At 58.4% G+C, this 20,399-nt stretch carries 20 protein-coding genes and 1 riboswitch; of the genes, 10 read left to right on the top strand and 10 right to left on the bottom strand.

Features of this window, described 5'->3' with window-relative positions:
* Nucleotides 1–21: 21 nt before the first annotated feature.
* Nucleotides 22–1,278 carry an AGE family epimerase/isomerase gene (locus tag HGP12_RS25355; protein ID WP_168842408.1) on the bottom strand — a complete coding sequence of 419 codons (1,257 nt, stop codon included), beginning with the start codon at nt 1,276–1,278 and terminating at the stop codon, nt 22–24.
* 247 nt (nt 1,279–1,525) lie between these two features.
* Between HGP12_RS25355 and metH the strand changes: the two genes are divergently transcribed.
* Nucleotides 1,526–5,290, top strand: a complete 3,765-nt coding sequence (metH, locus tag HGP12_RS25360; RefSeq protein ID WP_168842407.1) for a methionine synthase — start codon at nt 1,526–1,528, stop codon at nt 5,288–5,290.
* Nucleotides 5,291–5,544: 254 nt separating this feature from the next.
* On the opposite strand, the gene HGP12_RS25365 is transcribed toward metH, so the two are convergent.
* From HGP12_RS25365 to HGP12_RS25375, 3 genes are all read right to left on the bottom strand, one after another.
* The gene (locus HGP12_RS25365) at nt 5,545–6,309 is read right to left on the bottom strand and encodes a GntR family transcriptional regulator (protein WP_168842406.1); all 765 of its coding nucleotides are present in this window, start codon (nt 6,307–6,309) and stop codon (nt 5,545–5,547) included.
* Nucleotides 6,306–7,190: a BadF/BadG/BcrA/BcrD ATPase family protein gene (locus tag HGP12_RS25370; RefSeq protein ID WP_168842405.1), complete on the bottom strand. Its 885-nt coding sequence runs from the start codon at nt 7,188–7,190 to the stop codon at nt 6,306–6,308. The genes HGP12_RS25365 and HGP12_RS25370 overlap by 4 nt, the downstream gene beginning before the upstream one ends.
* 77 nt (nt 7,191–7,267) lie before the next feature.
* Nucleotides 7,268–7,573: a hypothetical protein gene (locus HGP12_RS25375; protein ID WP_168842404.1), complete on the bottom strand. Its 306-nt coding sequence runs from the start codon at nt 7,571–7,573 to the stop codon at nt 7,268–7,270.
* Between the two features lie 159 nt (nt 7,574–7,732).
* On the opposite strand from HGP12_RS25375, the gene HGP12_RS25380 reads away from it, so the two are divergent.
* From HGP12_RS25380 to HGP12_RS25400, 5 genes are all read left to right on the top strand, one after another.
* On the top strand, nt 7,733–8,992 hold the full coding sequence (locus HGP12_RS25380) for an ABC transporter substrate-binding protein (RefSeq protein ID WP_168842403.1): 1,260 nt from the start codon (nt 7,733–7,735) through the stop codon (nt 8,990–8,992).
* A 200-nt stretch (nt 8,993–9,192) separates the two neighbouring features.
* Nucleotides 9,193–10,146 carry a carbohydrate ABC transporter permease gene (locus tag HGP12_RS25385; protein ID WP_168842402.1) on the top strand — a complete coding sequence of 318 codons (954 nt, stop codon included), beginning with the start codon at nt 9,193–9,195 and terminating at the stop codon, nt 10,144–10,146.
* 11 nt (nt 10,147–10,157) lie between these two features.
* The gene (locus tag HGP12_RS25390; RefSeq protein ID WP_168842401.1) at nt 10,158–10,997 is read left to right on the top strand and encodes a carbohydrate ABC transporter permease; all 840 of its coding nucleotides are present in this window, start codon (nt 10,158–10,160) and stop codon (nt 10,995–10,997) included.
* Nucleotides 10,994–12,058, top strand: a complete 1,065-nt coding sequence (locus tag HGP12_RS25395; RefSeq protein ID WP_168842400.1) for a Gfo/Idh/MocA family protein — start codon at nt 10,994–10,996, stop codon at nt 12,056–12,058. The genes HGP12_RS25390 and HGP12_RS25395 overlap by 4 nt, the downstream gene beginning before the upstream one ends.
* 12 nt (nt 12,059–12,070) lie before the next feature.
* A complete protein-coding gene (locus HGP12_RS25400) occupies nt 12,071–13,075 on the top strand; it encodes an ABC transporter ATP-binding protein (RefSeq protein ID WP_168842399.1) in 1,005 nt (334 codons plus the stop codon).
* A 65-nt stretch (nt 13,076–13,140) separates the two neighbouring features.
* Here the strand turns inward: HGP12_RS25400 and HGP12_RS25405 are convergent, their stop codons facing one another.
* A complete protein-coding gene (locus HGP12_RS25405) occupies nt 13,141–13,746 on the bottom strand; it encodes a TetR/AcrR family transcriptional regulator (RefSeq protein ID WP_168842398.1) in 606 nt (201 codons plus the stop codon).
* A gap of 120 nt (nt 13,747–13,866) precedes the next feature.
* Here HGP12_RS25405 and HGP12_RS25410 point away from each other — a divergent pair, with 120 nt between their 5' ends.
* The 4 genes from HGP12_RS25410 (at nt 13,867) to phnF (ending at nt 16,313) form a co-directional block, all read left to right on the top strand.
* On the top strand, nt 13,867–14,313 hold the full coding sequence (locus tag HGP12_RS25410) for a tautomerase family protein (protein ID WP_168842397.1): 447 nt from the start codon (nt 13,867–13,869) through the stop codon (nt 14,311–14,313).
* Between the two features lie 71 nt (nt 14,314–14,384).
* Complete coding sequence (locus tag HGP12_RS25415; protein ID WP_168842396.1) at nt 14,385–14,777, top strand: VOC family protein; 393 nt, start codon at nt 14,385–14,387, stop codon at nt 14,775–14,777.
* Nucleotides 14,778–14,896: 119 nt separating this feature from the next.
* Nucleotides 14,897–15,583 (top strand): bifunctional 2-polyprenyl-6-hydroxyphenol methylase/3-demethylubiquinol 3-O-methyltransferase UbiG, encoded by a 687-nt coding sequence (locus HGP12_RS25420; RefSeq protein WP_168842395.1) that lies wholly within the window; start codon nt 14,897–14,899, stop codon nt 15,581–15,583.
* Between the two features lies 1 nt (nt 15,584).
* The gene (gene phnF, locus HGP12_RS25425; protein ID WP_168842394.1) at nt 15,585–16,313 is read left to right on the top strand and encodes a phosphonate metabolism transcriptional regulator PhnF; all 729 of its coding nucleotides are present in this window, start codon (nt 15,585–15,587) and stop codon (nt 16,311–16,313) included.
* A 55-nt stretch (nt 16,314–16,368) separates the two neighbouring features.
* Here the strand turns inward: phnF and HGP12_RS25430 are convergent, their stop codons facing one another.
* The 5 genes from HGP12_RS25430 to HGP12_RS25450 form a co-directional block, all read right to left on the bottom strand.
* Nucleotides 16,369–16,719 carry a VOC family protein gene (locus HGP12_RS25430; RefSeq protein ID WP_168842516.1) on the bottom strand — a complete coding sequence of 117 codons (351 nt, stop codon included), beginning with the start codon at nt 16,717–16,719 and terminating at the stop codon, nt 16,369–16,371.
* A gap of 59 nt (nt 16,720–16,778) precedes the next feature.
* On the bottom strand, nt 16,779–17,255 hold the full coding sequence (locus tag HGP12_RS25435) for a 6,7-dimethyl-8-ribityllumazine synthase (RefSeq protein ID WP_168842393.1): 477 nt from the start codon (nt 17,253–17,255) through the stop codon (nt 16,779–16,781).
* An 89-nt stretch (nt 17,256–17,344) separates the two neighbouring features.
* Nucleotides 17,345–17,490: riboswitch (FMN riboswitch) on the bottom strand.
* 105 nt (nt 17,491–17,595) lie between these two features.
* A complete protein-coding gene (locus tag HGP12_RS25440; protein WP_168842392.1) occupies nt 17,596–18,657 on the bottom strand; it encodes an ABC transporter ATP-binding protein in 1,062 nt (353 codons plus the stop codon).
* A 10-nt stretch (nt 18,658–18,667) separates the two neighbouring features.
* On the bottom strand, nt 18,668–19,456 hold the full coding sequence (locus HGP12_RS25445; RefSeq protein ID WP_149634870.1) for an ABC transporter permease: 789 nt from the start codon (nt 19,454–19,456) through the stop codon (nt 18,668–18,670).
* Entirely contained in the window at nt 19,453–20,343 is an 891-nt protein-coding gene (locus HGP12_RS25450) for an ABC transporter permease (protein ID WP_168842391.1), read from the bottom strand. Before HGP12_RS25450 ends, HGP12_RS25445 begins: the two co-directional genes overlap by 4 nt.
* Nucleotides 20,344–20,399 lie beyond the last annotated feature (56 nt).

The raw sequence follows: 20,399 nt of genomic DNA on the forward strand, positions 1-20,399 counted from the left end.
GACCGGACGCCGCCGCCAATCTCAGATTTTGCCGCCAGCCTCGGCTATGACCTTGGTGAGGCTGCCTGTTGCCGGGAAGAGAGGGATCAGGCACGCCTGCAAGGCGTGGTAAATATCTCCCTTGCCCGGGAACAGCGTGTGAGCCGGAACGAGACCTTCTGTCAGCTCTTCATGCCAGCCGCCATTGGTGTGGTCTATGAAAGCTCGGCCGATCACGCTCCAAATCTTGCGATAGCTTTCTTCGTGGAAGTCGCTCGGTACGTATTCATTCAGATAGTGAGCGGCGCCTGCTCCTTCGCAGGCAGGCCACCAAAGCTTGTTGCGTTTGGCCGGCGTATCTTCCCAGTCGAGTGTGTAGAAGAAGCCACCTTTGTCATTGTCCCAACCCAGGGACATGGATTGCGAGAAGAGGCCCTTGGCGGCGTCCGGCATCCAGTCGTGCCGCTTTTCTCCCAGCGACCAAAGCTGCAGGATGAGACGCGCCCATTCCAGCCAATGCCCCGGCGTCGTGCCTGACGGGCGGAACATCTCATTGCCGCGATAATTCTTGTCGAGCACCCAATCGGCGTTGAAGTGCTCGGCAACACGCCAGCCAACGGATCCAGCCGAGCGCCGGATGACGAGATCCGCGATGCTTTCGGCCTTATCGAGATACGACTTTTCCCCCGTGACCTCGAAGGCAGCCATCAACGCTTCCGTTAGGTGCATGTTGGAATTCTGGCCGCGATAGCTGCCGCCGTCGATCAACGACCAATCCTGGTTGAATTCCTCGGCAATTGCGCCGTGCTTTGCTTCCCAGAACTTCGTATTCAGAATTTCCGTGACATCCGCGAGCATGCCGTCGGCCAGCGGGTGTCCGATCGTCTTGGCGGAAGACGCCGCAAGCAGCACGAAAGCGTGACCATAGCCCTGCTTGCTGGAATCGACAGGGCCATAATTGTTCAGCGACCAGACATAGCCACCATGCTTCGTGTCACGATGATGGTTCCATAGATAATTCATCCCATGGTCGACGATCTCGTTCGCACCGGGGCGGCCGAGCAGCGATCCGATCGAGAAGCAGTGCACCATGCGGGCCGTCGAGTGGATACCGCGCACGGGATTGGCCTTATCCAGCGGTTTGCCGGTATCGTCCATTTCATAGAAGCCGCCCTTAGGATTGACGGCGCGATACTGGAAGAAATTAAAGAGCGCATCGGCCTGATCGAGCAGCCAGCGCCTGTGGTAGGCGCGGGTGCTCCAGTTTCCGAGCGCTGCGGGTTCAACCTGTATGTTCATGCCGTCCTCCTTGGATTCTTTTCCAGAACCGTATAGCGCCGCCCGAAAGCGCTGTCATGGCGTTATGGGATGAAACTGTGTCGCTCCCCCCGCGTTGTCCATGGTCGGGCGGCAATTCGTCCGGTCCGTCTTTTCCTGAAGGAACTCGTGCTTGCGCTATGCCAAACATGAGCGTAGATATGTTGACATAAAGATATCTTTATGTGATCTGATTGTGGAGTCGCAATCAGGCCAGAGGAATTCGCTTATGTTTGACACTCTTTTTGGTTCCGAGACGACGAAGCGCGATGGCGGCGCGATTTTCGAAGCTTTGCGAAAGGCGGCGAGCGAACGAATCCTCGTGCTTGATGGCGCCATGGGCACGCAGATCCAGGGCCTCGGCTTCGACGAGGATCAGTTTCGCGGCCATCGGTTCATCGGCTGCGCGTGCCACCAGAAGGGCAATAACGACCTCCTCATCCTGACCCAGCCCGATGCGATTGAAGATATTCATTATCGCTATGCCAAAGCCGGTGCGGATATCCTCGAGACCAATACCTTCTCCTCCACCAGCATTGCGCAGGCGGATTACCAGATGGAAGGTGCGGTCTACGACCTCAACAAGGAGGGCGCCGAGATCGTCCGCCGCGCGGCGATCCGCGCCGAGCGTGAGGATGGCAAGCGCCGTTTCGTCGCCGGTGCCATCGGCCCGACCAATCGTACGGCTTCGATCTCTCCCGACGTCAATAATCCCGGCTATCGTGCTGTCAGCTTCGATGATCTGCGCCTGGCCTATGGCGAGCAGATCGATGGCCTTATCGACGGCGGCGCCGATATCATTCTGATCGAGACGATTTTCGACACGCTGAACGCCAAGGCGGCGATCTTCGCCTGCGAGGAGCGCTTCGAGGCCAAAGGCATCCATTTGCCTGTGATGATTTCAGGCACGATCACCGATCTTTCCGGCCGCACGCTGTCAGGTCAGACACCTTCGGCGTTCTGGAATTCTGTGCGCCATGCCAGCCCCTTTACTGTCGGGCTTAATTGTGCGCTCGGCGCCAATGCCATGCGGCCGCATCTGCAGGAGCTTTCGGCTGCTGCGGATACTTTCATCTGCGCTTACCCCAATGCCGGTCTGCCGAACGAATTCGGTCAGTACGATGAAACGCCCCAGATGATGGCGGCGCAGGTCGAAGAATTTGCGCGCGAAGGACTCGTCAATATCGTTGGCGGCTGCTGTGGTTCCACGCCTGAGCATATCGCCGCTATCGCTCAGGCGGTCTCCAAGTATCCGCCGCGCAAGCTCACAGAGCATCGCCCCTTCATGGCGCTTTCCGGCCTGGAGCCTTTCGAGCTCACCAAGGACATTCCCTTCGTCAACGTTGGCGAGCGCACGAACGTCACCGGCTCGGCAAAATTCCGCAAACTGATCACCAATGCCGACTATACGGCAGCACTTGCCGTCGCCCGGGATCAGGTCGAGAACGGTGCACAGATCATCGACATCAACATGGACGAGGGCCTGATCGATTCCGAGAAGGCTATGGTGGAATTCCTCAATCTCATTGCCGCCGAGCCGGATATCGCCCGTGTTCCCGTGATGATCGACAGTTCCAAGTTTTCGATCATCGAGGCCGGCCTGAAATGCGTGCAGGGCAAACCGATCGTCAATTCGATCTCCCTGAAGGAAGGCGAGGAGAACTTCCTCAAGCAGGCTCGCTTGATGCGCATGTACGGTGCGGCCGTTGTTGTCATGGCCTTTGATGAACAGGGGCAGGCAGATAGCTATGAGCGCAAGGTCGAGATATGCTCGCGTGCCTACAAGCTGCTGACGGAAGTGGCGGGCCTATCGCCGGAAGATATCATCTTCGATCCGAACATCTTCGCCGTCGCAACGGGTATCGAAGAGCACAATAATTACGGAGTCGATTTCATCGAGGCGACGCGGACGATCCGTAAGACGATGCCGCTGGTCCATATTTCCGGCGGCGTGTCGAACCTGTCCTTCTCGTTTCGCGGCAATGAACTTGTCCGCGAGGCTATGCACGCCGTGTTCCTCTACCACGCCATCCAGGCCGGCATGGACATGGGCATCGTCAATGCCGGTCAGCTTGCGGTTTACGACAATATCGACCCGGAATTGCGAGACGCCTGCGAAGACGTCGTGCTCAACCGCCGGCCAGACAGCACTGAGCGCCTGCTTGGAATTGCCGAGCGTTTCCGTGGTGCTGGCGGCAAGGAGGCCAAGGCCCAGGATCTTTCCTGGCGCGAGTGGTCGGTGGAGAAGCGGCTCGAACACGCGCTGGTCAATGGCATTACCGAATATATCGAAGCCGATACGGAACAGGCGCGTCAGTCTGCCGAGCGGCCATTGCACGTCATCGAAGGGCCTCTGATGGCCGGTATGAACGTCGTCGGCGATCTCTTCGGTTCGGGCAAGATGTTCCTGCCGCAAGTGGTGAAGTCTGCCCGCGTCATGAAGCAAGCTGTTGCCGTGCTATTGCCTTATATGGAAGCCGAGAAGCTCGCCAATGGCGGCAGCGGCGAACGTCAAGCCGCTGGCAAGATACTGATGGCGACCGTCAAGGGTGATGTGCACGATATCGGCAAGAATATCGTCGGCGTCGTGCTTGCCTGCAACAATTACGAAATCATCGATCTTGGCGTCATGGTGCCGGCCACGAAGATCCTGGAAACGGCTGTCGCCGCGAAGGTCGATATCATCGGCTTGTCGGGGCTGATCACGCCGTCCCTCGACGAGATGGTGCATGTTGCCTCCGAGATGGAACGGCAGGGATTCGATATTCCGCTGCTTATCGGCGGTGCTACCACCAGTCGCGTCCATACGGCGGTGAAGATCCATCCGAGCTATCATCGCGGCCAGACGGTCTATGTCACGGATGCGAGCCGCGCTGTCGGCGTCGTATCCGCCTTGCTGTCGCCGGAAGCGCGCCAAGGCTATATCGATACCGTCCGGGCCGAATATTCCAAGGTTGCTGCAGCCCATGCCCGCAGCGAAGCGGAAAAGGTGCGCCTGCCGATCGCAAGGGCACGCGAGAATGCCGAGAAGGTGGATTGGTCGAGCTACAAGCCTGTTAAGCCGCAGTTCTTCGGGACCAAGGTGTTCGAGAGCTATGATCTTGCCGAGCTGGCGAAATATATCGATTGGACGCCATTCTTCCAGACCTGGGAGCTGAAGGGTCGTTTCCCCGCCATTCTGGAGGACGAGAAGCAGGGCGAGGCGGCTCGGCAGCTCTATAGCGACGCGCAAGCGATGCTGGAGAAGATCATCGCGGAAAACTGGTTCCGCCCACGCGCGGTCATCGGCTTCTGGCCGGCGGGTGCGGTCGGCGACGATATCAGGCTGTTTACGGATGAAAGCCGCAGCGAGGAGCTTGCGACTTTCTATACGCTGCGTCAGCAGTTGTCGAAGCGCGACGGCCGACCGAACGTAGCTCTGTCGGATTTTGTGGCACCGGTTTCAAGCGGTATGGGCGATTATGTCGGTGGCTTCGTCGTCACGGCCGGCATCGAGGAAGTCGCCATCGCCGAGCGTTTCGAACGGGCGAATGACGATTATTCGTCGATCCTTGTCAAGGCGCTGGCCGACCGCTTTGCCGAGGCCTTCGCAGAGCGGATGCACGAGCGGGTGCGGCGGGAGTTCTGGGGTTATGCCGCGGACGAAAACTTCTCGAGCGAAGAACTGGTTCTCGAAGCTTATGCCGGTATTCGGCCGGCGCCTGGCTATCCCGCGCAGCCCGACCATACCGAGAAAGGTACGCTTTTCCGTCTATTGGATGCCGAAGCGACGACTGGTGTAACGCTCACGGAAAGCTACGCCATGTGGCCGGGCTCGTCCGTTTCGGGCCTCTATATCGGCCATCCGTCCTCCTACTATTTCGGTGTCGCCAAGGTGGAGCGCGATCAGGTCGAAGACTATGCTGCCCGTAAGGGCATGCCGGTTGCCGAGGTGGAGCGCTGGCTGGGTCCGGTTCTCAACTATGTACCTGAGAAGCGTGACGCAGCGGCCTGATTGTCAACTGTTTCAATGGCTTAAACTGTTTTGCTTGGAATTTGATTCTTCATGAAAACGCCGCCCCAGCTATTCAAGCTGGGGCGGCGTTTTTTTGATTCCGGGACTCCTTTCTGCTTCGCAGCTTTACGCTAGAGCGGTTCAGCTTTACGCTAGAGCGGTTCAGCTTTTCACGGAATCGCAGGACTGCTCTAGCTCATTGTTTTCTCGCAAATCCGGACGGAAAACCGCTGCGCACTTTTCCTGGAATTGCTCTAGGCAGCCCCTATCGTCAGCTCCGCGACGAAATCATAGGCATCACCGCGATAGAGCGATCGCGTGAATTCGACTGCTCGGCCGGAGCCGAGATAGGAGATACGTTCGATCGAGAGGCCGGCCGCTCCCACCGGGACGCCAAGCAGCCCCGCATCGGTCTCTTTCATGTTGGTCGCGGAGATGCGCTGAACGGCGCGGACGGGACGCACCTGCCGCTTCTCCAGTTCCGCATAGAGCGATGTCGTCACCACCGACGGATCCGGCAGGAACTCACCGGAAACGCTGGCGTGCTCGATCGCGAGCGGCTGGTCGTCGGCAATGCGCAGGCGGCTCAGCCGCGATACCTTGGTGTCGGCTGCAAGGCCGAGAATCATCATTTCGTCCGGGGAGGGCGTGTGCACGCCCTTGTGCAGCCATTCCGAACGAGCGGTCATCCCGCGTCTCGCCATGTCCTCGGTAAAGGACGTGAGCTGCGACAGGCGTTGCTCCACCTTGGATACCGGCTTTGCGACAAAGGTGCCGGAACCGTGGCGGCGCACCAGAATGCCTTCGGCGACGAGATCGTCGATCGCCTTACGCACGGTGACGCGGCTGACCGCCGCGAATTCGGCGATGTCACGCTCCGGCGGAAGCGCGTCGCCATGTTTCAGCGTTCCGACCTTCACGGCCTCTTCGAGCGTGCGCCGCAGCTTGACATATAGCGGCCCCGTGCCGCCTCCAGAAAGGCGCTTCGGCGAGAAGATCGCGCTCAAATCTTCGGTCATGCCCTGTTTCCCTCTCCACCCAGCAGCAATTTTGCTGCCAGCTCCACGGCGCCGCGCAAGACATCGCCCTTGGGCTCGGCGAGAATCGCCTTGTGCCGTTCATCAAGCCAGGGACGATAGGCCAGGGCGAGGCCGCCGAGAAGGCAGATCGAAGGGCATCCCGGCCAAAGCAATGCGTCGAGGCTGTCGGTTATGGATTTCGCCGCCATCCTGACGATATCGATGGCGACGACATCCTCCAGTCCGGCATATTCGAACACGATCGGAGCGTAGCGGGCGAAATCCTTGGGCTTCGATACGTGCGCAAATTCGACGACCCGTTCCGGATCGTTGCCGTATTCGGCCATGATCGATGCGGTCAGTGCCGAGCCCGTCATCACGCCATCACGCGCGAGAAGGGCTCGCTCGAGCAGGTCGCGGCCGAGGCGTGCGCCGCTGGCCTGATCGCCGATGACAAAGCCCCAGCCGCCGATCCCCCAGCTCTTGCCATCGCGGCGGGCGTTGTAGACAGAGCCGGTGCCAAATGCGCCGATGATTCCATCAGCGTCGCCGAGCGCCCCCTGAAGCGCAATCGTCGCATCGGTGACCACGTGCGCGCTCGCAAAGGGCAGGGCGCCTTCAACCCGCTTGCCATAATTGCCTACGTTGGCTCCGGCGGTTCCGATAACCGCAGGCAGCTTCTGCAGCAGTTCCGGATCCAGTTTCGCGTCGATCAGCGCCTGTTTTGCCGAGGCGACAATGTGGATCAACGAGTTTTCCAGGTCGGAGAGGATGTTTGCCGCGCCGGCCTTGCCGGTGCCGAGCACTTGCCCGGTACTGTCTATAACCGCTGCCCGGCAACTTGTTCCGCCGCCATCGATACCAATTGCAAACTGCCCCATCATGCCTCCGGATGCCGTCCATTCCCCGCTTTTCCATACAATACCAAAAAAATACCATTTACCAATAGGCGACACGTTCATTTTTGTTTTCTGTTATCTATTTGAAATATATGAAGTAATTTATGCTCTCCGATATTTTTATATGCGAAAGTTAAAATCGGCTGGACAATTGGTATTTTTTTGGCCTTAATTCGTAGCAAGGGAACAATACGAACGGACATCGGCAAGACCGGCAAAATAACAACAGCCGGTAGGTGAAGCGGAAAGGCGCGCATCTCGTCGTTGTCCCAAGCCGTTCGGATCAGGAGGATCTCGCTTCGGCGTTCGTCATGAAATTCCCGGGTGGTTCTTGCAGCATCGCTGCCTTTGGCGGTGGGCGGCAATTGATCGGGCCGATCGGGCGCAATGCCTGTGACGTCTCTTGCATGGGGATCGGCAATTTTTGGCGATTCCAGTTGAGCGCTGACCGTTTCCTCGGACAGGCCAGCGGATTTCAGATCGAAAACAGCGCCTTGCTATGGCGCGGAAAACAGGAGAGGGAAATGAAAACCAATGTTCTGAAAGGCTTGCTTCTTGCATCGAGCCTGCTGACCTCGGTCGGCGTGGCGCATGCGGCCGACGTGACGCTGACGGTTGAAAGCTGGCGTAACGACGATCTGCAGATCTGGCAGGAAAAGATCATCCCGGCTTTCGAAGCGAAGAACCCGGGCATCAAGATCGTTTTCTCGCCGACGGCTCCGACCGAATATAATGCATCGCTGAACGCCAAGCTTGACGCAGGCTCCGCAGGCGACATCATCACCTGCCGTCCGTTCGATGCCTCGCTCGACCTTTTCAACAAGAAGCACCTTGTCGATCTGACGAGCCTGAAGGGCATGGAGAACTTTTCTGCTGTCGCCAAGGCCGCCTGGTCCACCGACAATGGAAAGTCGACCTTCTGCGTGCCGATGGCGTCCGTCATCCATGGCTTCATCTACAACAAGGATGCCTTCGACAAGCTCGGCCTGAAGGTGCCGGCGACACGCGACGAGTTCTTTGCCGCTCTTGACAAGATCAAGGCTGACGGCACCTACATTCCAATGGCCATGGGCACGAAGGATCTTTGGGAAGCCGCAACCATGGGCTACCAGAACATCGGTCCGAACTACTGGAAGGGCGAAGACGGCCGTAAGGCGCTGATATCAGGTAAGGAAAAGCTGACGGACGCCGCGTGGGTCGATCCCTACAAGGAGCTGGCCAAGTGGAAGCCCTATCTCGGCGATGGTTTCGAAGCACAAAGCTATTCCGACAGCCAAAACCTCTTCACGCTTGGCAAGGCTGCGATCTATCCGGCCGGCTCCTGGGAAATTTCTCTCTTCAACACCCAGGCGCAGTTCAAGATGGGCGCATTCCCGCCGCCGGTCGCAAAAGCTGGCGATACGGCTTACATCTCCGACCATCCGGATATCGGCGTCGGTCTGAACGCCAAGAGCAAGCATCAGGAAGAAGCCAAGAAGTTCCTGAGCTGGGTTGCTTCCGACGAGTTTGCCAACATCTATGCTAACTCGCTGCCTGGCTTCTTCAGCCTGAACTCGCATCCGGTAAAGATGAGCGATGCCCTTGCGCAGGAATTCGTCTCCTGGCGCGACAATCACAAGTCGACCGTTCGCTCCACTTATCAGATCCTGTCGCGTGGTACACCGAATCTGGAAAATGAAACCTGGACCGAATCCGCAAACGTGATCAACGGCACGGATACGCCGGAAAAGGCTGCCGAGAAGCTCCAGAAGGGCCTCGACAGCTGGTATAAGCCCGGCAAGTAAATAGCGGCATCACGCGGGCGAGGGACCTTACGGGCTCCTCGCCCTTTTCATTGTTTCGATAATCGAACCGGCGATCGCCTCGCCTTTGCATTCGACACACCCGATACCGCTTCACTTCGGCCATAAGCCGTAACTGCGGGTGGATTTGAACCTTAGAGCTGCTGCGTCGGCATGCAGCCAAGAAAAACAGGCAGAAAGCCATGAGCGACGCTGCGACATCAGATGCCCTTGAGATCATGCCGATCAGGCGCTCCAAGCGCTGGCACATCCTCGTTTTCCTTTTCCCCGCCTTTGTCGTCTATTCGGCGGTCATGATCCTGCCGCTGATCGAGACCTTGCGGCTGTCGCTTTACAACGTCGTTGACAATCAATCCGTCTTCGTCGGCCTGAACAATTTCAAGGTCCTGTTCGGCGACGAACGCTGGTCGCATGATTTCTGGAATGCGCTGCGCAATAACCTGCTCTTCTTCGCCATCCATATGTGCGTGCAGAATCCCATCGGCGTCGCGCTGGCCGCGCTTTTGTCATTGCCGAAATTGCGCTTCGTCGCCTTTTATCGTACCGCGATCTTCCTGCCGACACTGCTCTCCTTCGTCGTCGTCGGCTTCATCTGGAAGCTGATCCTTTCGCCGCTATGGGGTGTTGCGCCCGAGCTTTTGAACGTGATCGGCCTGAAATCGCTTTTCGCGCCTTGGCTCGGTAAGCCCAGCACGGCGCTGATCGCCGTCGCGCTGATCTCGGTCTGGCAATATGTCGGCATTCCGATGATGCTGATCTATGCTGCCCTGCTCAACATTCCGGAAGAGGTAATCGAAGCCGCCGAATGCGATGGCATCACCGGCTGGAGCCAGTTCTGGAAGATCAAGCTGCCACTGGTGCTGCCGGCGATCGGCATTATCTCGATCCTGACATTTGTCGGCAATTTCAACGCATTCGACCTTGTCTATACCGTGCAAGGCGCATTGGCGGGGCCGGATGGGTCCACCGACATTCTCGGCACGCTGCTTTACCGCGTCTTCTTCGGCTTCCAGCTGCAGCTGGGGGACCGCTCGATGGGCGCCACGATCGCGACGGTGATGTTCCTCATCATCCTGGCCGGGGTTTCCTTCTATCTTTTCATCGTCCAGCGGCGCATCCGCCGCTACCAGTTCTGAGGGCGCGACCCATGTCCAAGGCACGCACTTCGCTTGTCCGCACCGGCCTCGTGCATCTGGCGCTCATCGCCTATACGCTGATTGCCATCTTTCCGGTGTTCCTGACCGTTATCAACTCCTTCAAGGATCGCGCATCGATCTTCCGCGCGCCGTTGAGCGCCCCGACGCCATCTTCCTTCAGCATGGTCGGCTATGACACCGTTCTGAAGCAGGGGGATTTCCTGACCTATTTCCAGAACAGCTTCATCGTGACGATCGTCTCGATCATCCTGACGCTACTGTTCGGCGCCATGGCTGCCTTTGCGCTGTCGGAATATCGTTTCCGCGGCAACACGGTCATGGGGCTCTATCTGGCGATCGGCATCATGATCCCGATCCGGCTCGGCACGGTCGCGATCCTGCAGGGCATGGTTGCCGCCGGTCTCGTCAACACGCTGACGGCTCTGATCCTCGTCTATACCGCCCAAGGCCTGCCGCTGGCGATCTTCATCCTGTCCGAGTTCATGCGGACGGTGTCCGACGACCTGAAGAATGCCGGCCGGATCGATGGCCTCAGCGAATACGCCATCTTCTTCCGGCTCGTCCTGCCGCTGGTTCGTCCTGCCATGGCGACAGTCGCGGTCTTCACCATGATTCCGATCTGGAACGACCTCTGGTTCCCGCTGATTCTGGCGCCAAGCGAGGCGACAAAAACCGTGACGCTTGGATCGCAGATCTTCATCGGCCAGTTCGTCACCAACTGGAACGCGGTGCTGGCGGCACTGACGCTCGCCATCCTGCCGATCCTCGTCCTCTACGTCATCTTTTCGCGCCAACTCATTCGTGGCATTACCTCCGGAGCAGTCAAGTGAGCGTATCCGAAAAACCGATCCGCGTTCTTGTTGCCGGCCTCGGTAATATGGGCCGCAGCCATGCGCTCGCCTATCATAACAATCCCGGTTTCGAGATCGTCGGCCTCGTCAATCGCTCGAAGCCCGAGTTGGCGGAGGAATTGCGGGGTTACACGATCCACCCGGATTTCGAAACTGCCTTGAAGGAACTGAAGCCTGATCTTTGTTCCATCAATACCTATTCCGACAGCCATGCCGATTATGCCGTCGCGGCCTTCGAGGCGGGTTGCCATGTCTTCGTCGAGAAGCCGCTGGCAACGACGGTCGAGGATGCCGAGCGCGTCGTCGCTGCTGCGACAAAAGCCGGCAAGAAACTGGCGGTCGGCTATATTCTGCGTCACCATCCCTCGTGGATGCGGCTGATCGCCGAGGCCCGCAAGCTCGGCGGCCCCTATGTGTTCCGCATGAACCTCAATCAGCAGTCGAGCGGCCCTACCTGGGAGACGCACAAGGCGCTGATGCGAACGACCTCGCCGATCGTCGATTGTGGCGTGCATTATGTCGACGTCATGTGCCAGATCACCGATGCCAAGCCGGTCGAGGTGCGCGGCATGGGCCTTCGCCTGTCGAACGAGGTGAAGCCAGACATGTATAATTACGGCCACCTGCAGGTGATTTTCGAGGATGGTTCAGTTGGTTGGTACGAGGCAGGCTGGGGACCGATGATTTCGGAGACGGCCTTCTTCGTGAAGGATGTGATGTCGCCGAACGGCTCGGTCTCGATCGTCATGGATCAGAACGCAAAGTCCGATGATATCGACATGCATACCAAAACATCGGTCATTCGGCTGCACAATGCCGAGACAGGGCCGAGCGGCCAATTCATCCAGCCGGATCGCGACCTGCATATGGATGGCGAGCCGGGCCATCAGGAGCTTTGCGACTTCGAGCAGGCCTTCATGCTGAAGGCCATTCGCGAGAATATCGACCTCAATCGTCATATGGCAGACGCCGTTCAATCATTGCGCATCTGCCTCGCCGCCGATGAGAGCGTGCGCACCGGCAAGCCCGTTTATTTGTAAGGATAAGAGACTGTGGGATCGCTTCAACTGAAATCCATTCGCAAGGCCTACGGTACGCATGATGTGCTGAAGGGCATCGATCTCGAGGTGAAGGATGGCGAATTCGTCATCTTCGTCGGCCCTTCGGGCTGCGGCAAGTCGACCCTTTTGCGCAGCATCGCCGGTCTCGAAGATGTGACCTCTGGAGCGGTGCTGATCAACGGTGAGGATGTGACGGTAACGCCGCCCGCAAAGCGCGGTATCTCGATGGTCTTTCAATCCTATGCGCTCTATCCGCACCTGACAGTGAAGGACAATATGGGGTTGGGCCTGAAGCAGGCCGGCACTCCGAAAGACGAGATCGAGAGCCGTGTCGGCAAAGCGTCCGGTATGCTGTCGCTCGAGCCCTACTTGGCGCGTCGGCCGGCCGAGCTTTCCGGCGGCCAGCGCCAGCGCGTCGCCATTGGCCGCGCCATCGTGCGCGAGCCGGAGCTCTTTCTGTTCGACGAGCCGCTGTCGAACCTCGATGCCGCCTTGCGCGTGCAGACGCGCCTGGAAATCGCTCGTCTGCACCGCAGCCTGAAGGCAACGATGATCTATGTCACCCACGATCAGGTCGAGGCGATGACCCTTGCCGACAAGATCGTCGTGCTCAACGCCGGCGCGATCGAGCAGATCGGCTCGCCGATGGAGCTCTATAACCGTCCGGCCAATGTCTTCGTCGCCGGTTTCATCGGCTCGCCGCAGATGAATTTCGTTCCGGCGGAGAAGCTGGGAGAAAGCGGTGCCAAGACTGTCGGCATCCGTCCCGAGCATATCACGCTGTCGCGTGATCAGGGCTCATGGGCCGCCAAGGTCATCCATGTCGAACATCTCGGTGCCGATACGATCATCTATCTCGAATCCGAGGCTACCGGCCTTCTCACCGCGCGTCTCTTCGGCGAACACAAATACGAGCCGGATGAGATTGTTTATGCGACGCCGGACACGAACCAAATGCATCGCTTCGATGCGAACGACAAGGCGATCCGGGCGTAAGTTGGTTTCGCTGAGACGACACGGCTAGCTTCGTCTCAGCTGTCTGCCACGGCTTGGATGCATCATCATTTCGCTTGCGGGTGCAAAGGATTGTCCGCCGCCAAAGCGGCTCGCTCAATGACTTTGGCAATCTGGACGGAAAGCGCGGGATCGGAGACGGCGCGGGCAAGCGTTAGACCGCCGCTCAGCGTTGCCAGGAGAAGGATGGCACGATCCTCTGCCGGTGTTTCGGCGGAACTTGTGCTTTCAGGCAGGCCAGCTGTGACATCCGCGATAAGTTTTCTCAACTCCACCGTATAGATGCGGCGGGTTTCCTCGTCGGCGCGCATCACATCGGGGGAAAGGCTTGGCAGCGTGCAGCTGTCGCCGAGATCGCAAGTCCGCTTGTAGCCGAGATAAAAGCTGGCAAGCGCCTTCAGCCAGTCTTTCGGCTGGTTTTCCCTGAGTGCCAGGATCCCTTGGCGCAACTCTTCCAATCCTTCCACGACAGCTGTACGAAACGCTTCGCTCTTGGACTTGAAGTGTCCGTAGAAGGCGCCGTTGGTAACGCCGGCTGCTTTCGTCAGCGCGTCGATGCCCGCGCCGCCATAGCCTTCCTTTCGAAAGACTTGTCCTGCAGCCGCGACGACCCGCGTCCGGGTCTCTTCCTTATGTTCGGCGCTGTAGCGCATTGCTATCTCCATTGAGAGTGATCTCTCTTTATTGCTTGTATAGAGAGTGATCGGTGTGTATCGTTAAAGAGTGATCGGTATATATCAATTACCGTCGCAGGTCCAACAAGGAGATGTCCCATGCCTATTACGCTCACCATACCCGAGGGGCTGCTTTCGTCCGAAGCGCAGGCGCAAGCTTTTGCCGGATTGACGGATGCAGTCCTCGATGTTGCCGGCTTGACCGGAAATGCTTTCATGACGGCAAATGTCATCGGCACGATCAATGTGCTTCCAGCCGGGCACGTACTGGCGGCCGGAAAGCCCGTTGTCGCTGCCTTCATCGAACTTAAGCTGCCCGAAATCGCACTCGCGACCGCCGAAGCCAAGCGCGATTTCATCGCAAGAGTAACCGATGTCGTCGAGCAGGCGGCCGAGGGGCGGATCAAGCGTGAGCATATCTGGTCGAATATAGTCTATGCGCCCGAGGGCGCCTGGGGCATCGCAGGACAAAGCTACAGCAATGCCGATCTGGTCGGCGCCATTGCGAATGCCGCAGCGCATGAGACCGCAGCAAATCACGTCTGAGGTGATGTAACTGGCTTTAATACCGGGCGGCCGCGTGGGCCGCTCGTCCGACAACGAAAAGGAGGCAGGACATGCAACTCGCCAATTATCTGTTTTTCACGACGCATTGCGAGGAAGCTCTTGCGTTCTATGCCGCCTGCGGGCTCGGCCAGGTGACGCTATTGGTCCGGCATGGTGCGTATGGAACGCCATTGTCTGACGATTCAATGCGGGGAAGGGTGATGCATGCGCGGTTCGAGGGGCCGGGCGTGCTGTTCTTCGCATCCGACAATCACGACGCGGAGCCGATGCGGGGGTCTGCTCATATCCTTGTCATGGATGATCGCGACAGCACCGACAGTATTTTTGCCCGATTGGCTGAGGGCGGCAAAGTGACGACGCCGCTCGCTCTCCAGCCATGGGGCAGCTATTACGGCAAGTTGACGGATCAGTTCGGCGTGCAATGGATGGTGGATTGCGCATAGCAGCGGATCTCGACGGGCGTGGCGCGCCAAATAAATACTCCAGTCGTCCGGACGAATTCATGCTATTGTCGTGAAGCTGCGCTATCTCAAACTCAGTCCACTCCAACAGCGAGCACATCATGGCAAACGCAGCATCTATCTACGCCACCTGGCACAAGGACCCGCAGGGTGATACCGCAATGGCGGAATCGCATAGCCCCTATTGGCGGCACTTCATCGAAACGGTGCCGGAGCGTGATTTCTCCTCAAAGACGATCCTGGATTTCGGCTGCAATCGCGGCGGTTTCCTGCGCTTGCTCTATGGCATCCGGCCGTTCCGGCACGGCGTCGGCATCGATATCGCTTCGGAGTCGGTGGCTGCTGCGGTCGAGGCTGTTGGCAATATGCCGCTGCAGTTTCATGTGACGACCGACCTGTCGCCCTTCGCCGATAGTTTCGATGTCGCTTTCAGCTATGAGGTGATCTATCTGCTGCCGGAGCTGAAACAGCACGCCGAACAGATGTTCCAGGTCATGCGCAATGGCGGCGTCTATTACGCTGTGACCGGATGCCACAACGAGATGCCGCTCTGGCCGAAATGGCTCGAGCTCATCGGCGACAACAGCAATGCACCGATGCAGGATCGGTCCCCGCAGGACTATATCGAAGCCTTCACGGCAGCCGGCTTCGATGTCTCCGTCAAACGTTTCGGCTATGACGGCTTCGTGCGTGCAACGAAGGACCGCAAATATTATCCGAGCATTCTCGATGCCTTGAGCTACCCGGCCGAATACAAGCTTTTGTTCCGGCTCGAAAAGCGCGTCTGACATGGAGACGATCGATCGAAAGGGCGGCAGTGCGCTCTGGCATCAGATCGGCGAAATCCTGGCGGCCGATATCGCCGCCGGGACTTTCGTGCCCGGAGAGAAATTACCGACCGAACCCGAGCTGATGCGGCGTTTCGGCGTCAGCCGCTTCACGGTGCGTCAGGCACTGGGCCGCCTGGAGCAGCGTGGGTTGGTCCGCGCCGAGCAGGGGCGGGGAACCTTCGTTCATAAGGGCGTGCTCGACTATACGCTGTCGAAGCGCACGCGCTTTTCCAAGAACCTGATCGAGCAGGGCTTCGAGCCGGGCGGCGAATTGCTCGTTCACGAGATCGTGGCGGCGACGGAACGAGTCGCTGCCTATTTGAAGCTTGTGGCGGGTGCGCCGGTCATTCATCGACGTGGCGTGATGACGGCTGATGGTGTGCCCATAGAATTGGGGGATTCCTATTATCCGGCCGTGCGCTTCCCTGATTTCGACAAGGCGCGCTTGCAACATCCAACGATTTCGGCAGCGCTCGCCAGCTACGGCGTTACCGACTACGAGCGACTGTCGACGGAGATCGAGGCGCGCATGCCGACGGCGGAAGAGGCGCGGCTTCTGCGGCAGCCGAAATCCACACCGCTCCTTATCACGCGCAAGCTGGACGCGGATGCGGACGGGGTGCCGATCACCTATTCGGAGTCGATGTGGTCAGCGGAGCGGATCACCTTCAACGTGGATCTGCGATAGCAGTTTGGGACGATCTTGCCGATAGCTGAGGCAAAAGCGCCCGCCTATGTCAGCCTCAGCGGTGCGAAAGGATATTGATCACCTTGCCGAAGGGGTCGCGGACATAGAAGCGGCGAACGCCCCAAGGCTCGTCCGTCAGGTCATACAATATGCCGAAGCCCAGGGATGTGGCTCGCTGATAAAGCGCATCGACGTCGTCGACTTCAATTGAGAGATCGGGGACGATCGTGCCGGAGCCGCCTTCGCTGGCGATGCTGATCTGCGGAACCGTTGCCGCCTCAGAGGCGAAAGTGAGGATCCAGCCGTGATCCATGACGATATCGAGGCCGAGTAGGTCTTGATAGAAAAGGCGAGCGGTGTCGGGATCGGCGGCGGGCAGGTTTGGGACGATGCGTAGGACGGTCACTGACGTTTCTTCCTTGTGGACATGGAGGCGGGCCTTCACCGCGCCTCCACTATGCTGGCTCAGACCGTGACTGCAGGCAGCAGCTTGGCCCGTTCCGCGAGAATATGGCGGCAGGCGCTTGCTACTTCACGGCCCTTGATGATGAAATGTTCCTTGAAGAACTGGATATGCGCTTCCGACTCCTGGAAGTGATGCGGTGTCAGGACTGCCGAGAGGATCGGCACGCCGGTATCGAGCTGGACGCGCATCATGGCATCAAGAACCGTGTTGGCGACGAATTCATGGCGATAGATGCCGCCGTCGACAACGAAAGCGGTGGCAACGATTGCGGAATAGCGGCCATTGCGGGCCAGCGTCTGCGCATGCAGCGGAATTTCAAGCGCGCCGGGGACGTCGAAGATGTCGATCGGCGACGCGCCTTCCGTCGTCTGCCATTCGGCAATGAAGGAGTCGACCGAACGATCGACGATGTCGGCATGCCAGCGAGCCCGAATGATCGCAACGCGGCTCGGCTGGGTAGAAATCGAAATGGTCATGAATTTGCCTTTCAAGGGTTGTTGTCAAATATCCCTTGGGCGAACACGCAGAATTGCAGCACTCTCCGCGCGAGGGAGGGTGCAACCCGGCTTGCTCTCTTCCATCCGGACTATACCGTCGGCTCCGGCATTTCACCGGATCTGCTGACCCTTCCGAAGCCCGGAAGGCGCTCGCGGGCTCGAGGAAACTCCCCATACCGCCGGTGGGGAATTGCACCCCGCCCTGAGAACGCGTGGACTATAGATGCTTTCCCTCATGGAAATCAAAGAAAAACGCCGGGCTTTTGACCCGGCGCTTGCGAATAATTTTTCAAAGTTTCCCTGCGACGCAGAGGCGTGCTCAATCCTGAATGACGAGCAGGTCGGACGATGCGAAGCGCAGCGTCACCTTTTCGCCGACGCTCGGAGGCATCATGCCGGGGCTGTTGAACATATCGAAGGAAATGGTGTTGCCGGCGACATTCATGCGGGTGCGGATGACCGACCCAAGGAAGTGAGCCGAGGAGACTTCACCGGTCAGGGCCGTATCGCCCTTGGCCGATTCGGCCAATGAGCCTGCTTCCGGGCGCAGAGCCAGCGATACCGTATCACCAGGTTTGTAGGCGGTGACCGATTGCTTGAGCGTGACATCCTGATCGCCGATCGTGATGCGGTTGTTGTTGGGATCCACGACCTTGCCTTCGATGAGGTTCAGCGTGCCGACGAAGGAAGCGACAAAGCGGGTGGCCGGGGTGTTGTAGATTTCGAAAGGCGAACCGATCTGGTCGGCGCGGCCGGCATTCATGACGACGATGCGATCAGAGATCGACAGGGCCTCTTCCTGGTCGTGCGTTACGAAGACAGTAGTGATACCGAGCTGCTGTTGAATAGCGCGGATTTCCTCGCGCAGCGACACGCGGATCTTCGCATCCAGTGCCGACAGCGGCTCATCGAGCAGGAGAACCTGAGGCTTGACGGCGATGGCGCGGGCCAGCGCCACGCGCTGCTGCTGGCCGCCGGACATCTGATAGGGGTAGCGGCTGGCGAGATGATCGAGCTTGATGAGAGCAAGCATCTCCTTGACGCGTTTGTCGATGTCGGGCTTCGCCATGCCGGCGACCTTGAGGCCGAAGGCGACGTTGTCATGGACCGTCATGTTCGGAAACAACGCATAGGCCTGGAACACCATGCCGATGTTGCGCTGGTTTGGCTTCAAGTGGCGCTGATCCTTGCCGTTGATCGTCAGCGTGCCGGCGGTCGGGGCCTCGAAGCCGGCAATCATGCGCAGCACGGTCGTCTTGCCGCAGCCCGACGGTCCGAGGAAGGAGATGAATTCTCCCTTCTCGATTTGCATATTGAAATCGTGAACGACGTGAACGTCGCCGAAAGACTTCTTGATGTGGGTGAGTTCGAGAAAAGCCATAGCGGGGACCTTACGCCTTAATCGGAGCGGATTTTGAGAAACGGGAGACCAGCTGGAGAAGAGCCATGCTGAGCCAAGTCACAGCGAGCGCGATGATCGCCAACGCAGACGGCTCATAGGCTTTGTTAGCTCCGACAAGCTGCATATAGGGCCCAAACGCCGGACGGTTGAGCAGCGACGCCATGGTGAATTCACCCATGACGATCGCGAGTGTGATGAACGCTCCGGAAAGCACACCGCTCATGACATTCGGAAAGATGCATTTGAACATGATGGTTGTCCATTTTGCACCAAGGCTTTCGGCTGCTTCCGTCAGCGTGCCGATATCGATGGTACGCATCGCCGTATCGACCGAACGATACATATAGGGCAGGGATAAAACAATGTAGGAACAGACAAGCAGAATGTTCGTCGTGGAATTATAGCCCGTCAGCGGCAGGATCGACGACGAATTATAGAGGCGGAGATAACCAAAAACGATGACGATGGCGGGAATGACCAGCGGCATCAGCGTGATGAATTCAACCAAGGGGCGAAGCTGCGGCAGCCGCAGTCGCACCCAATATGCGGTTGGCACGACGAGAAGCATGCCGAAGATGATGGTCAGAAGTGCCATCAACATCGAGAAGCCGAAGGCGGTCAGGAAGGTGAAGTCCGAAAAGACCGAAGCATAGGCATCGAAGCTGTAGGCGCCGCGCCGCATGCGCAACGAGAATTCCAACGTACCGATGAGCGGCACCAGGAAATAGATGAGGCCGATGGCAACCGCGATCCAGGCAAAGAGTTTTTGCAGCTTCATTTCTGCCACCGTTCAGCGCGCATGCGCATCAAGATATAGATGACGTTCGATATGCCGGTGATGACGATCATGCCGAGTGCCAGCGCATAGCCGAGATTGGCGTTGTGCAGCACGTCGCCGCGGATCTGCGCATAGAGCACGATCGGAACGATATTCAGCGAGCTGCCGGTGAGGGCAATTGCGGTCGCGATGGCGCCGAAAGAATTGGCGAAGAGCAGTAGCGTCGTGCCCAGCAGGCTGGGCCACAGGATCGGCAGGGCGACCATCAGCCAATATTGCCTGTTGGTTGCGCCAAGAATGGAGGCAGCTTCGCGCCATTCCTTCTTCATGCCATCGAGTGCCGGCGTGATGATCAATACCATCAAGGGAATCTGAAAGTACATGTAAGTGATGGTAAGGCCGAGGAAGCTCAAAAGATTGAAGCCGGTCGAATAAAGGTTCAAACCGAAATGAGCGAGCAATATGGTGACCAGGCCCTGACGGCCTAGCGTCGCGATGAACGAGAAGGCCAGCGGCACGCCGGCGAAATTGGATGCCACGCCCGAGAAGGTCAGGAAGGCGTGGCGGATCCAGGGAGGAAGACCGCCAAGCACGAGTGCCCAGGCAAGGTAAAAACCTATGATCGCACCGCCAAGCGCCGAAGCGGCCGAGATTTTGATACTGATCCAATAAGCGCTCATGATCGTCGGCGCGAACAGGTCGGCGATATTCTTGAGCGTAAAGCTCCCATCCGGCGTCAGAAAAGCGCCGGCGACGAGGTAGATCGTCGGCAGAATCAGAAACAGCAGCGCGAAAATCAGGAAGGGCGCGATGCCCAGCCAGTCGACAACCACGCGTCTGTTGATCATGGGGGTGGAACTGGCCGTTGATGTTGTGACGGTGCTCATGATTGGCCCAATCCGCGGCGTCAAAAAGGAAAAACCTCCCCGCCGAAGCGGGGAGG

Origin of the sequence: Rhizobium sp. P28RR-XV (genome assembly GCF_012641385.1) — a bacterium.
Taxonomy (GTDB): Bacteria; Pseudomonadota; Alphaproteobacteria; order Rhizobiales; family Rhizobiaceae; genus Rhizobium.

What these genes read in the sequence shown, in the direction of transcription:
- HGP12_RS25355 (WP_168842408.1), bottom strand. Translation starts at nt 1,278, where the DNA reads ATGAACATACAGGTTGAACCCGCAGCGCTCGGAAACTGGAGCACCCGC.
- metH (WP_168842407.1), top strand. Translation starts at nt 1,526, where the DNA reads ATGTTTGACACTCTTTTTGGTTCCGAGACGACGAAGCGCGATGGCGGC.
- HGP12_RS25365 (WP_168842406.1), bottom strand. Translation starts at nt 6,309, where the DNA reads ATGACCGAAGATTTGAGCGCGATCTTCTCGCCGAAGCGCCTTTCTGGA.
- HGP12_RS25370 (WP_168842405.1), bottom strand. Translation starts at nt 7,190, where the DNA reads ATGGGGCAGTTTGCAATTGGTATCGATGGCGGCGGAACAAGTTGCCGG.
- HGP12_RS25380 (WP_168842403.1), top strand. Translation starts at nt 7,733, where the DNA reads ATGAAAACCAATGTTCTGAAAGGCTTGCTTCTTGCATCGAGCCTGCTG.
- HGP12_RS25385 (WP_168842402.1), top strand. Translation starts at nt 9,193, where the DNA reads ATGAGCGACGCTGCGACATCAGATGCCCTTGAGATCATGCCGATCAGG.
- HGP12_RS25390 (WP_168842401.1), top strand. Translation starts at nt 10,158, where the DNA reads ATGTCCAAGGCACGCACTTCGCTTGTCCGCACCGGCCTCGTGCATCTG.
- HGP12_RS25405 (WP_168842398.1), bottom strand. Translation starts at nt 13,746, where the DNA reads ATGCGCTACAGCGCCGAACATAAGGAAGAGACCCGGACGCGGGTCGTC.
- HGP12_RS25410 (WP_168842397.1), top strand. Translation starts at nt 13,867, where the DNA reads ATGCCTATTACGCTCACCATACCCGAGGGGCTGCTTTCGTCCGAAGCG.
- HGP12_RS25415 (WP_168842396.1), top strand. Translation starts at nt 14,385, where the DNA reads ATGCAACTCGCCAATTATCTGTTTTTCACGACGCATTGCGAGGAAGCT.
- HGP12_RS25420 (WP_168842395.1), top strand. Translation starts at nt 14,897, where the DNA reads ATGGCAAACGCAGCATCTATCTACGCCACCTGGCACAAGGACCCGCAG.
- phnF (WP_168842394.1), top strand. Translation starts at nt 15,585, where the DNA reads ATGGAGACGATCGATCGAAAGGGCGGCAGTGCGCTCTGGCATCAGATC.
- HGP12_RS25435 (WP_168842393.1), bottom strand. Translation starts at nt 17,255, where the DNA reads ATGACCATTTCGATTTCTACCCAGCCGAGCCGCGTTGCGATCATTCGG.
- HGP12_RS25440 (WP_168842392.1), bottom strand. Translation starts at nt 18,657, where the DNA reads ATGGCTTTTCTCGAACTCACCCACATCAAGAAGTCTTTCGGCGACGTT.
- HGP12_RS25445 (WP_149634870.1), bottom strand. Translation starts at nt 19,456, where the DNA reads ATGAAGCTGCAAAAACTCTTTGCCTGGATCGCGGTTGCCATCGGCCTC.
- HGP12_RS25450 (WP_168842391.1), bottom strand. Translation starts at nt 20,343, where the DNA reads ATGAGCACCGTCACAACATCAACGGCCAGTTCCACCCCCATGATCAAC.